We start from the raw sequence: 12,297 nt of genomic DNA on the forward strand, positions 1-12,297 counted from the left end.
GAGGCCATTAATGGCAGACCAGACGGGAGACCTGGTGGCCCCACAGTCAATCAGCGCGTTCGTCAGCGCCTGGTTCGAGGAGCACCGGGCGGAGATTCACGGCTGGCGCCGCCACATCCACCGCCACCCGGAGACGGCCAACCGGGAGGTAGAGACCACCCGGTATATCGCCGCCCGCCTGGCCGAGTACGGCGTTAGCGCCCACCGCTTCCCGGAGACCGGCCTGATGGCCGACATCGGCCCAGAGACTGAGGGCGGGCGTGTGGCCTTCCGCGCGGACATCGACGCCCTGCCGGTCACGGAGGTCACCGGCCTGGAATTTACCTCGGAGGTTAGCGGGGTCGCGCACGCCTGTGGCCACGACGTGCACACCACCGTGGTGCTGGGCTTGGCCTGCGCCATCGCCGACTATGACCGTGCTTTCGGCCTGCCGGTCGGCGTGCGGGTCATCTTCCAACCCGCCGAAGAAGTCTGGGTGGGCGGGGCCACCGACGTCATCGAGTGGGGCGCGCTAAAGGGCGTGCACTCCATCTTCGCGGTGCACGTGGAGCCCAAGCTGCGCGTCGGGCGCATCGGCGTGCGCACCGGTGCCATCACCTCGGCCACCGACATCGTCGAGCTGACCATCAACGGTCCGGGCGGGCACACCTCCCGCCCGCACCTGTCCGCGGACGTGGTCTACGCGCTGGGCAAGGTGATAACGGAGCTGCCCGCGCTGCTGTCGCGCCGGGTGGATCCGCGCACCGGCACGGTCGCCGTCTTCGGCCAGGTCAACTCCGGCTACGCGCCGAACGCCATCCCGGAGACCGGCACGGCCTCGGGCACGGTGCGCACCGCCGATATCGGGGTCTGGCGCAAGATCCAGGGACTGGTCACCGAGCTCATCGAACAGATCTTGGCCCCCGTCGGCGTCGAGCACGTCCTGTCCTATCACCGCGGCGTTCCGCCGGTGCTTAACGACGACGTGGCCACCGCCCTGCTGGCCAGCGCTGCCAGCCACATTGACCCACAGGCCGTGGTGGAGGCCCCGCAGTCCTCCGGCGGGGAGGATTTCTCCTGGTACCTCGAGCACGTTCCCGGCTCCATGGCGCGCTTGGGTTGCTGGTCCGGCGACGGCGAGCAGTTCGATCTGCACATGGGGGATCTCGTGGTGGACGAGCGCGCCATCGGCGTGGGCATCAAGCTCTTTGGCTCCGTGGTGGAGCAATTCGCGAACTCGGAGGGCGTAGACCTAGGCTAGGGCGGTAGAGTAGGCGGGGAAGTATCTTTATGACACTTGTCTTGTCTCTATTTCCCCGTGACCTAATCGCCTGAAGTTTATTAAAGGAGCTTTTCTACGTGTCTCACCAGTCGCAGCGAATTGTCATCATCGGCGGCGGCCCCGCAGGTTATGAAGCAGCTTTGGCCGGTGCCAAGTATGGCGCCGACATTATCCTGATTGAAGATCAAGGCATGGGTGGCTCGGGCATCCTGCTGGACTGTGTGCCGTCGAAGTCCTTCATCGCGGGCGCCAACATTAAGACCGACCTGCGGCGTGCGGAGGCCATGGGGCTCAATGAGCACCTGGGGCACATGCCGCTGGCGCTCCAGGCCCTCAACGAGCGAGTGCAGGCCCTGGCCGCCAACCAGTCAGGCGATATCCAAAACGACATGGAGCGCGCCGGCGTGCGCGTCATCAACGGCCGCGGCTACTTCGGCGAGGATCAGACCGCCAGCGCCAGCGTGTGCCACAAGATCACCGCGGTGCACAACGACGGCGGCGAGGAAGAGGTCCTGGAGGCAGACCTGGTGCTGATTGCCACCGGCGCGACCCCGCGCATCCTGCCGGGCGCCCAGCCGGACGGCGAGCGCATCCTGACCTGGCAGCAGGTCTACAACCTGCAGGACCTGCCCGAGCACCTCGTCGTGGTCGGCTCCGGCGTCACCGGTGCGGAGTTCGTCTCCGCCTTCGCGGAGCTGGGCGTGAAGGTCACCATGGTCGCCTCCCGCGACCGCATCCTCCCGCACGACGACGCCGACGCGGCCGACGTGCTGGAGACCGTTCTGTCCGAGCGCGGCGTCGAGCTGGAAAAGCACGCCCGAGTGGACACCGTCACCCGCACCGAGGACGGCGGCGTGTGCGTTAAGACCTCCGACGGCCGCGAGATCTTCGGCTCCCACGCCCTGATGTCGATTGGTTCCATCCCGAAGACGAAAGGCCTGGGCCTGGAGAACGTCGGCGTGTCCACCACCAAGTCCGGCCACATCGAGGTCGACCGTGTCTCGCGCACCAGCGTGGCCGGCATCTATGCCGCCGGTGACTGCTCCGACCTGTTCCCGCTGGCCTCCGTGGCCGCCATGCAGGGCCGCATTGCCATGTACCACGCCCTGGGCGAGGGCGTGTCCCCGCTGCGCCTGAAGACCGTTGCCACAGCCGTGTTCACCCGCCCGGAGATCGCGGCCGTCGGCTTCACCCAGGCCGAGATCGAAAACGGCGACGTCGCCGCCCGCACCATCACCATGCCGCTGAGCACCAACCCGCGCGCCAAGATGCGCTCGCTCCGCCACGGCTTCGTCAAGCTGTTCTGCCGCCAGACCTCCGGCCGCGTCATCGGCGGCGTGGTCGTCGCCCCGACGGCCTCCGAGCTCATCCTGCCGATTGCGGTCGCCGTGACTAACCAGCTCACCGTGAACCAGCTGGCGGATTCCTTCGCGGTCTACCCGTCCCTGTCCGGCACCATCACCGAGGCCGCCCGCCGCCTGGTCGCCCACGATGATCTGGAGTAGGCACTACTCAAACGCCCCCGAGGGCGGCCCCGACGGCACAAATTAAAGGCAGCTGGTCAGACCAGCTGCCTTTTTGCTTGCTAGAAGCGCAGGCCGTTGGGGCTGGCGTTGAGATCGTGGTGCGCCTCGACGCCGGACTGTGGGAAGGCGCGCTGGGGGCAGGCGCTGCGCGGGCAGGTGGTGCACCCGGGCCCTATGGGGGTGGCGGCGGCCGGGTTGAGGTTGAGGGCGTCGGAGTAGATGAGTCGGTGGGCCTGGGATATGTCGCAGCCCAGGCCGACGGAGAACTCCTTGCGCGGGGTGCCGAAGGGTTGGGCCTGCCCCTGGATGTGGCGGGCGATCCACAGGTAGCTGTGCCCGTCGGGCATGGTGGCGACCTGACGGGTGATGCGGTTGGGGGTCTCGAAGGCCCGGTGGACCACCCACAGCGGGCAGGAGCCGCCGGAGCGAGAGAAGTGGAAGCTGGTGGCGGACTGGCGCTTGGAGATATTGCCCGCGCGGTCGGTGCGGATGAAAAAGAACGGCACGCCCTGGGCGCCGGGGCGCTGGAGGGTGGCTAGCCGCTGGGCGGTGGCCTCGAAGCTGGTGCCGAAGGCGGTGCCGAGGCGCTCGACGTCGTAGCGGAAGTCCTCGGCCTGCTCGAGGAAGGCGGTGTACGGCATGGTCACGGCGGCGGCGAAGTACTGGGCCAGGCCGTAGGTGGCTAGGTCGCGGGAGTCGGCATCGGCCAGCTCGGAGACCAGGTTGTCCAGGACGTCGCGGTAGGCCAGCAGGCAGTATTGGAGGGCCATCTGGAAGCACAGCTGGGCATCGGTCAGCCCGTCCTGCAGATCCAGCTGCCGGGTCTCAGGGTCGTACTGACGGCGCAGGTGCGGGCCGGCCGCGCGGAAGCGGACCTGCACGCCGAGCTCGCGGTCGAGCAGCGTGGACAGCTGGGTCAGGCGGAACAGGCTGTCGCCCAGTCGCCCGGAGAGCTCCTCGGCTAGGACGTCGAGCTCGTGGATGTAGTTGTTGGCGTCGTAGAAGAAATCCCGCACGACCTCGTAGGATCCGGCAGGCCGGGACTCGGGCACGCGCCGGGCGATATCGACGAGCTCCGGCATGAGCTCGGGGTAGCGGGCGGCGATTTCGGAAAGCGTCGACTCGGGTGCTTGGGGGAAGATGGCGCGCAGATCGGAGATGGTGCGCACGTCCTTGACTGGCGAGAAATAGGTCGGGTCCACGCCGAAGCGCTGGGTCAGCTGCATCAGCACCGTCACGGTCAGCGGGCGCTGGTCGTTTTCCAGCTGGTTGAGGTAGCTGGTGGACAGGTCCAGCTCCTTGGCCATGGCGACCTGGGTGAGTCCGCGGGACTTGCGGAGCGCATGGATCCTTGCCCCCGCGTAGTGCTTGCTCATCGTCTTCAATCTTCCTTTGGCGCCCGTGTACTGCGGTTTTTACAGCTTTTGCGGAAATTGTCGTCATATTCCACTCTATTCCGCAAACTTTACTTGTGGTTTGAGCCCGCGACAACCGCCTAGTGTGATGTGAAACGCAAATAAGTGTTACGGCCCTCACAAGGGGGGGTAGAAAGGCAGGCACGGCAGACCATGATTGAGCACCAAGTACGCACCCACAAGTCCGCGGAGGACTTCCCGCTGGAGGAGCACCTGGCCTACAAGGTGGCGCAGGTCGCCGCGGACCCGGTGGCCGTCGACGACGAGGTCGCGGACATGAGCATCAACCGCATCATCGATAACGCGGCCGTAGCGGTAGCCTCCGTCACCCGCCGCCCGGTCACCTCCGCGCGCACCATGGCCGAAGGCCACTCGGTCGCCGAAGGCGGCGCCAGCGTCTTCGGCATCGACGGCACCTACTCCGCCGAGTGGGCCGCCCTGGCCAACGGCACCGCCGTGCGCGAGCTGGACTTCCACGACACCTTCCTGGCCGCCGAATACTCCCACCCCGGAGACAACATCCCGCCGCTGCTGGCCGTCGCCCAGCACAAGGGCCTGGGCGGCAAGGAGCTCATCCGCGCGGTGGCCACCGGCTACGAGATCCAGGTCAACCTGGTCAAGGGCATCTGCCTCCACGAGCACAAGATCGACCACGTCGCCCACCTCGGCCCGTCCGTGGCCGCCGGCCTGGGCACCCTGCTGGAGCTGGACACCGAGACCATCTACCAGGCCGTGGGCCAGGCGCTGCACACCACCACCGCCACCCGCCAATCCCGCAAGGGCCTTATTTCCTCCTGGAAGGCCTACGCCCCGGCGTTCGCCGGCAAGATGGCCATCGAGGCCGTCGACCGGACCATGCGCGGCGAGGGCGCGCCGGCCCCCATCTGGGAGGGCGAGGACGGCTTCATCGCCTGGATGCTGCACTCCCCGGAGCGCACCTACACCGTGCCGCTGCCTGCCCCCGGCGAGGCCAAGCGCGCCATCCTGGACACCTACACCAAGGAGCACTCCGCGGAATATCAGTCCCAGGCGCCCATCGACCTGGCCATCCGCATGAAGCAGACCCTGGCGGACAAGGGCCTAGACACCGCCAACATCGAGTCCATCGTCCTGCACACCTCGCACCACACCCACTACGTCATCGGCACCGGCGCGAACGACCCGCAGAAGATGGACCCGCAGGCCTCCCGCGAGACCCTGGACCACTCCATCATGTACATCTTCGCCGTGGCCCTGCAGGATGGCGGCTGGCACCACGTGGACTCCTACCTGCCGGAGCGCGCCGCCCGCCCGGACACCGTGGAGCTGTGGCACAAGATCTCCACCGTGGAAGACCCCGAGTGGACCCGCCGCTACCACTCCCACGACCCGAACGAGAAGGCCTTCGGCGCCAAGGCGGTCATCACCTTCAACGACGGCACCGTGGTCGAGGACGAGATGGCCGTGGCCAATGCCCACCCGCTGGGCGCGCGCCCGTTCGAGCGCGACAACTACATCGCCAAGTTCCGCACCCTCGCCGAGGGCTTGGTCGACCCGGCCGAGCAGGACCGCTTCCTGGCCGCCGCCCAGAACCTGCGCGAACTCAACGATCTGAGCGAGCTCAATGTCCGGCTTAACGATGCCGCCCTCGCCCAAGCCCCCAACACCCCGGAAGGACTCTTCTAATGGCTGGCCTGTTTGGTTCCACCGTCACCGATACTGAGAAGCGCCAGGCGCTGCGCCAGGCCCTGGCGGACGAGAACATCACCACGTTGCCCGGCGCCTTCAACCCGCTGACCGCGCGGCTTATCCAGGACATCGGCGGCTTCGGCGGCGTCTACATCTCCGGTGCCGTGCTGGCCAACGACCTGGGCCTGCCGGACATCGGCCTGACCACCCTGACCGAGGTGGCCCAGCGCGCCGGGCAGATCGCCCGCGTGACCGACCTGCCCGTGCTGGTCGATGCCGACACCGGCTTCGGCGAGCCCATGTCCGCCGCCCGCACCATCGCCGCGCTGGAGGACGCCGGCCTGGCCGGCTGCCACCTGGAGGACCAGGTCAACCCGAAGCGCTGCGGCCACCTAGACGGCAAGGAGGTCGTGGAAACCGACGTGATGGTGCGCCGCATTACCGCTGCCGTCAACGAGCGCCGCGACGAGAACTTCGTCATCTGTGCGCGTACGGACGCCGCCGGCATCCATGGCATCGACGAGGCCATCGAGCGCGCCAAGGCCTACGCCGACGCCGGCGCCGACCTGATCTTCACGGAGGCGCTCTACAGCCCCGCGGACTTCGAGAAGTTCCGCGCCGCGGTGGACATCCCGCTGCTGGCCAACATGACGGAGTTCGGTAAGACCGAGCTGCTCAGCGCCCAGCAACTGCAGGATCTGGGCTACAACGCCGTCATCTGGCCGGTCTCGACCTTCCGCGTGGCCATGGGCGCGACCGAGGACTTCCTCCGCGACATGGCGAATACCGGCTTGCAGACCGAATGGCTCGAGCGCATGCAGCACCGCTCCCGCCTCTACGAGCTGGTCCGCTACGACGAGTACAACGCCTTCGACAACTCGGTGTTCACCTACTCCAAGGACTCCTACCGTCCTACCTTCTAAACCCCACCACCCACCTTCGTTGAAAGAAAGGGGCATTCACCATGTCTGATACCGCAGCTGATACCAAGAACCAGGAACCGGAGATCCGCAAGGGCCTCTACGGCGTCGTCGTCGACGAGACCGCCATCTCCAAGGTCGTCCCGGAGACCAACTCCTTGACCTACCGCGGCTACCCGGTCCAGGAACTGGCCCGCTACTGCTGCTTCGAGGAGGTCGCCTACCTGCTGTGGAACGGCAAGCTGCCCGGCCAGGAATCCCTCATCCGCTTCTCCGCCCGGGAAAAGGCCCTGCGCCACCTGGACCGCCACCTCATCGACCTGATCAAGTCGATGCCGCTGTCCTGCCACCCGATGGACGTCCTGCGCACCGCCATCTCCTACATCGGCGCCCAGGACCCGGAGGCCTACACCCGCGACTCCGAGCACATCCGCCGCACCGCCCTGGAGCTGATGGCCAAGATCCCGACGATCATCGCCCTGGACCTCCGCCGCCGCCGCGGTGAGGACTACATCCAGCCCTCCCGCAAGAAGGGCTTCGCCGAGAACTTCCTGTGGATGGTCTTCGGCGAGGAGGAAGGCTCCCCGGCCAACAACCGCGCTGATATCGAGGCATTCGACAAGTCGCTCATCCTCTACGCGGAGCACTCCTTCAACGCCTCCACCTTCTCCGCCCGCGTGGTTACCTCCACCATGTCGGACACCTACTCCGCCATCGTGGCCGCCATCGGCGCCCTCAAGGGCCCGCTGCACGGCGGCGCCAACGAGGCCGTGATGAAGAACTTCCTGGAGGTCGCGGATCCGGCCAAGGCGGAGGAGTGGACCAAGAACAAGCTGGCCAACAAGGAACTGGTCATGGGCTTTGGTCACCGCGTCTACAAGAACGGCGACTCCCGCGTTCCCACCATGGAGGCCGCCTTCAAGGAGCTGGCCAAGGAGCACGGCCAGGAGCAGTGGGTCGAGATGTACGACATCATGGCGAAGACCATGTACGAAAACACCTCCATCAAGATCCGCCCGAACCTGGACTTCCCGGCCGGCCCTGCCTACCACATCCTGGGCTTCGACATTGAGTTCTTCACGCCCATCTTCGTGATGTCCCGCATCACCGGCTGGACCGCCCACATCGTGGAGCAAAACGAGAACAACTCGCTCATCCGCCCGCTGTCCGCCTACGTTGGCGAGGAGCAACGCTCGGTCCCGCCGAAGTCCTACTAAGACCCACCCCCGGCCGGGGTCCGGTCGCCGAAATTCTCCCAGCACACCCATCCGTTCCTGATCCTGCTCGACGGTGCGTGTGCTGGGCTTTTCCGGCTTTACATCCTTAACAAAAAGACTGTTGCAACTGTGTGAATCTTTGCACTGGAAATCGTCCCTAAAACGGTCGTGATCGAACTAAGATGTAAGTTGCATCACTCACTGAACTGAAAGGAAAACTCGTGGTTCAGACTGCTCCCGCCTCGTTCTCGAAGGTGCTCGTCGCTAACCGCGGCGAGATTGCCGTGCGTGCCTTCCGCGCGGCCTTTGAGACCGGGGCCACCACCGTTGCTGTCTATCCCCGGGAGGACCGAAACTCCTTCCACCGGGCTTTCGCGGACGAGGCCGTGCGTATCGGCACCGAAGGCCAGCCGGTGAAGGCCTACCTGGATATCGAGGAAATCATCCGGGCAGCGAAGAAGTCCGGCGCGGACGCCGTCTACCCGGGCTACGGCTTCCTGTCCGAGCGCGCGGATCTCGCGCGGGCGTGCCAGGAGGCTGGCATCAAATTCATCGGCCCGACCCCGGAAACGCTGGATCTGACCGGCGACAAGGCGGCCGCCGTGCACGCGGCCGAGGAGGCCGGGCTGCCGACCCTGAAGGACTCCGAGCCGTCCACCGACGTGGACCAGCTGGTTTCTTACGCCGAGGACTTCCAGTTCCCGGTCTTCGTCAAGGCCGTGGCCGGCGGCGGCGGGCGCGGCATGCGCTTCGTCGAGACGCCGGGGGAGCTTAAGGAAAAGGCAGCGGAGGCCTCCCGCGAGGCGGAGGCGGCCTTCGGCGACGGCAGCGTCTACCTGGAGACCGCCGTCATTAACCCGCAGCACATCGAGGTCCAGATCCTGGCGGATTCCCAGGGCAACGTCATCCACCTCTTCGAGCGCGACTGCTCCGTGCAGCGCCGCCACCAGAAGGTCGTCGAGATCGCCCCGGCGCCGTTCCTGGACACCGAGCTGCGCGACCGCATCTGCCAGGACGCGGTGAAGTTCTGCCGCCACATCAACTACGAGGGCGCCGGCACGGTTGAGTTCCTCGTCGACGAGCGCGGCAACCACGTCTTCATCGAGATGAACCCGCGCGTGCAGGTCGAGCACACCGTGACCGAGGAGGTCACCGGCGTGGACATCGTGAAGTCCCAGATGCAGATCGCCGCCGGTGCCAGCCTGGAGGACCTGGGCCTTAACCAGGAGGCCATCCACCTGACCGGCTCGGCGCTGCAGTGCCGTATCACCACCGAGGACCCGAACAACGGCTTCCGCCCGGACACGGGCACGCTGACGGCGTACCGCTCGCCGGGCGGAGCCGGCGTGCGCCTCGACGGCGCGACCGCGGTCGGCGCGGAGATCTCCCCGAACTTCGACTCCCTGCTGGTGAAGATGACCTGCCGCGGCAAGGACTTCCAGCAGGCGGTGGCCCGTGCAATCCGCGCGCTCAACGAGTTCACGGTCTCCGGCGTCTCCACCAACATCGGCTTCCTGCGCGCCCTGCTGCGGGAGCCGGATTTCACCGCGCACCGTATTGACACCGGCTTCATTGCCAACCACCCGGACCTGCTCAAGGCCCCGCCGGCCAGCGACGAGCCGGGCCGCATCCTGGACTACCTGGCCGAGACCACCGTCAACCGCCCCAACGGCGAGCGCCCGACGCCGCTGCGCCCGTTCGACAAGCTGCCGGAGCGCTCCCACCGCGACTCCGATCTGCCGCGAGGCTCCCGCGACGAGCTGCGCGAGCTGGGCCCGAAGGGCTTCGCGGAGAAGCTGCGCACTCAAGACGCCCTGGCGGTCACGGACACCACCTTCCGCGACGCACACCAGTCGCTGCTGGCCACCCGCGTGCGCGGCACCACCCTGGTCTCCGCTGCCGAGCACGTCGCGCGCCTGACCCCGAACCTGTACTCCGTGGAGGCCTGGGGCGGGGCCACCTTCGACGTGGCCATGCGCTTCCTCCACGAGGACCCCTGGGTCCGCTTGGACATGCTGCGCGAAGCCATGCCGAACGTCAACATCCAGATGCTGCTGCGCGGCCGCAACACCGTCGGCTATACCCCGTACCCGGACAAGGTCTGCCACTCCTTCGTGGAGGAAGCCGCCCGCTCCGGCGTGGACGTCTTCCGCATTTTCGACGCCCTGAATGACGTCAGCCAGATGCGCCCGGCTATCGATGCCGTCCTCGAGACCGGCACCACCGTCGCCGAGGTCGCCCTGGCCTACTCCGGGGACATGACCTCCCCGCAGGAAGACATCTACACGCTGGACTACTACCTGCGACTGGCCGAGCAGATCGTCGAATCCGGCGCCCACGTGCTGGCCATCAAGGACATGGCCGGCCTGCTGCGCCCGGACGCGGCCAGCAAGCTGGTTATGGCCCTGCGCAAGAACTTCGACCTGCCGGTGCACGTGCACACCCACGACACCGCGGGCGGCCAGCTGGCCACCTACTACGCGGCGGCCCTGTCCGGTGCCGACGCCGTCGATGGCGCCTCGGCCCCGCTGGCGGGCACCACCTCGCAGCCGTCCCTGTCCGCCATCGTCGCCGCCCTGGCGAACACCAAGCGGGACACCGGCATCGACCTGCAGGCCGTCTCCGATCTGGAGCCCTACTGGGAGGCCGTGCGCCAGGTCTACGCCCCGTTCGAGAACGGCATCCCGGGCCCGACGGGCCGGGTCTACAAGCACGAGATCCCGGGCGGCCAGCTGTCCAACCTGCGCGCCCAGGCCTCCGCGCTGGGCCTGGCCGACCGCTTCGAGGTCATCGAGGACACCTACGCCGCCGTCAATGAGATGCTGGGTCGGCCGACCAAGGTCACCCCGTCCTCGAAGGTCGTCGGCGACCTAGCGCTGCACCTGGTGGGCGCCGGCGTCGACCCGGCGGACTTCGCCAAGGAGCCGACCAAGTACGACATCCCGGACTCCGTCATCGCCTTCCTGCGCGGCGAGCTGGGCACCCCGTCCAGCGGCTGGCCGCCGCTGCGCGACAAGATCCTCTCCGGCCGCGCGGGTGAGAAGGAAGGGCCGCAGATTTCTGAGATCCCGGCCGAGCAGGCCCGCCACCTGGACTCGGAGGATTCCACCGAGCGCCGCGAGGCACTCAACCACCTGCTCTTCCCGAAGCAGTTCGAGGAGTTCAAGGAGTTCCGCCGCCAGTACGGCAACACCGAGGCGCTCAACGATGCCGAGTTCTTCTACGGCCTGACCGAGGGCGAGGAGAAGATCGTCCACTTCTTCCCGGAAAACAGCACGGAGCGTGAGTCCCTCAACGCCATGGTCGTGCGGCTGGACGCGGTCGGCGAGCCGGATGAGAAGGGCATGCGCTCGGTCATCCTCAACGTTAACGGCCAGATTCGCCCGATGAAGGTGCGCGACCACTCCGCCGAGTCCACCGTCGCGACGGTGGAGAAGGCCGACCCGGCCAACCCGGGCCACGTGGCCGCCCCGTTCGCGGGCGTGGTCAACCCGACCGTCAAGGTCGGCGATGAGGTTGAAGAGGGTGATCAGGTCGCCGTCATCGAGGCCATGAAGATGGAGGCGTCCATCTCCGCCACCCAGTCCGGCACGGTGGAGCGCCTGGCCATCGGCCAGGCCACCAAGGTCGAGGGCGGCGACCTCATCGTGGTGGTCAGCTAGCCCTAGGAAGGCTAGAAGTAGTAAATCATGGTCCCCGGTTCGCCGCCGGGGACCTCCAGCGGGGTGAAACCGGCGGCATCGTAGAGCCGGCGGGCCCGCTCGTTGCGCGGATCGACCCACAGGGAGATCGCCGGCGCGGTCTGCTCCCGGGCGAGATCGATGACGTTGCGCAGCAGGCGCTTGCCCAGGCCCAGGCCGGCGTAGCGCCGCTCGACGGCGATGCACAGCTCGGGGATGTCTTCCGGGTCGAATTCCGTGGCCCACTGGCTGTCATCGTGGGGATCAGCGTCTGGGCGGCCGGTGTAGGCCACGCCCTTGTGCTCGCCGGTGAAGTAGCGCAGCCAGGCCCCGCCGGCTGGGACCTCGTACTCGGAGATGGCGAGGACCCCGCCGTCCACGCGCGGGGACCATTCGCCCACGTAAGCGCCGATGTCGCGCAGGTGTTCCTCGCCCAGCGCGGCCGTCTCGTCACCGAGCACGTCGGTCAGGTAGAACAGGCGCGACAGGTAGGTGCGGTCATCATCCTGGGCCAGCCGCAGCCTGATCCCCGTGTCGTTGACGTCGGGGTGCAGCGGGGTGCGGCGCTCAGAAGGGGAGGGGGCATTATTAGTCATGCCCACCAGCCTAG

The 12,297-nt window shown here is 67.2% G+C and carries 8 protein-coding genes; 6 read left to right on the top strand and 2 right to left on the bottom strand.

Annotated features, from left to right (window positions below; all coding sequences use genetic code 11):
* Window positions 1–10: 10 nt before the first annotated feature.
* A complete protein-coding gene (locus CCONF_RS02725; RefSeq protein WP_290224967.1) occupies window positions 11–1,240 on the top strand; it encodes an amidohydrolase in 1,230 nt (409 codons plus the stop codon).
* A 98-nt stretch (window positions 1,241–1,338) separates the two neighbouring features.
* Complete coding sequence (locus CCONF_RS02730) at window positions 1,339–2,766, top strand: NAD(P)H-quinone dehydrogenase (RefSeq protein ID WP_290224968.1); 1,428 nt, start codon at window positions 1,339–1,341, stop codon at window positions 2,764–2,766.
* Window positions 2,767–2,846: 80 nt separating this feature from the next.
* Here CCONF_RS02730 and CCONF_RS02735 read toward each other — a convergent pair whose 3' ends face one another.
* On the bottom strand, window positions 2,847–4,163 hold the full coding sequence (locus CCONF_RS02735) for a short-chain fatty acyl-CoA regulator family protein (RefSeq protein ID WP_290224970.1): 1,317 nt from the start codon (window positions 4,161–4,163) through the stop codon (window positions 2,847–2,849).
* Window positions 4,164–4,355: 192 nt separating this feature from the next.
* Between CCONF_RS02735 and prpD the strand changes: the two genes are divergently transcribed.
* The 4 genes from prpD to CCONF_RS02755 all read left to right on the top strand — a co-directional run bounded on the left by prpD (window position 4,356) and on the right by CCONF_RS02755 (window position 11,669).
* Entirely contained in the window at window positions 4,356–5,867 is a 1,512-nt protein-coding gene (gene prpD, locus CCONF_RS02740) for a 2-methylcitrate dehydratase PrpD (RefSeq protein WP_290224972.1), read from the top strand.
* Entirely contained in the window at window positions 5,867–6,793 is a 927-nt protein-coding gene (gene prpB / locus CCONF_RS02745) for a methylisocitrate lyase (protein ID WP_290224974.1), read from the top strand. Before prpD ends, prpB begins: the two co-directional genes overlap by 1 nt.
* Window positions 6,794–6,834: 41 nt before the next feature.
* Entirely contained in the window at window positions 6,835–8,007 is a 1,173-nt protein-coding gene (locus tag CCONF_RS02750) for a bifunctional 2-methylcitrate synthase/citrate synthase (protein ID WP_290224976.1), read from the top strand.
* A gap of 221 nt (window positions 8,008–8,228) precedes the next feature.
* Window positions 8,229–11,669 (top strand): pyruvate carboxylase, encoded by a 3,441-nt coding sequence (locus tag CCONF_RS02755; RefSeq protein WP_290224978.1) that lies wholly within the window; start codon window positions 8,229–8,231, stop codon window positions 11,667–11,669.
* Window positions 11,670–11,680: 11 nt separating this feature from the next.
* Here the strand turns inward: CCONF_RS02755 and CCONF_RS02760 are convergent, their stop codons facing one another.
* A complete protein-coding gene (locus CCONF_RS02760; protein WP_290224980.1) occupies window positions 11,681–12,283 on the bottom strand; it encodes a GNAT family N-acetyltransferase in 603 nt (200 codons plus the stop codon).
* Window positions 12,284–12,297 lie beyond the last annotated feature (14 nt).

It is taken from the genome of Corynebacterium confusum (assembly GCF_030408715.1).
Taxonomy (GTDB): Bacteria; Actinomycetota; Actinomycetes; order Mycobacteriales; family Mycobacteriaceae; genus Corynebacterium; species Corynebacterium confusum.

Excerpts from the sequence above, each read along its gene's own strand:
- CCONF_RS02750 (WP_290224976.1), top strand. The coding sequence starts at position 6,835 with ATGTCTGATACCGCAGCTGATACCAAGAACCAGGAACCGGAGATCCGC.
- prpD (WP_290224972.1), top strand. The coding sequence starts at position 4,356 with ATGATTGAGCACCAAGTACGCACCCACAAGTCCGCGGAGGACTTCCCG.
- prpB (WP_290224974.1), top strand. The coding sequence starts at position 5,867 with ATGGCTGGCCTGTTTGGTTCCACCGTCACCGATACTGAGAAGCGCCAG.
- CCONF_RS02735 (WP_290224970.1), bottom strand. The coding sequence starts at position 4,163 with ATGAGCAAGCACTACGCGGGGGCAAGGATCCATGCGCTCCGCAAGTCC.
- CCONF_RS02725 (WP_290224967.1), top strand. The coding sequence starts at position 11 with ATGGCAGACCAGACGGGAGACCTGGTGGCCCCACAGTCAATCAGCGCG.
- CCONF_RS02760 (WP_290224980.1), bottom strand. The coding sequence starts at position 12,283 with ATGACTAATAATGCCCCCTCCCCTTCTGAGCGCCGCACCCCGCTGCAC.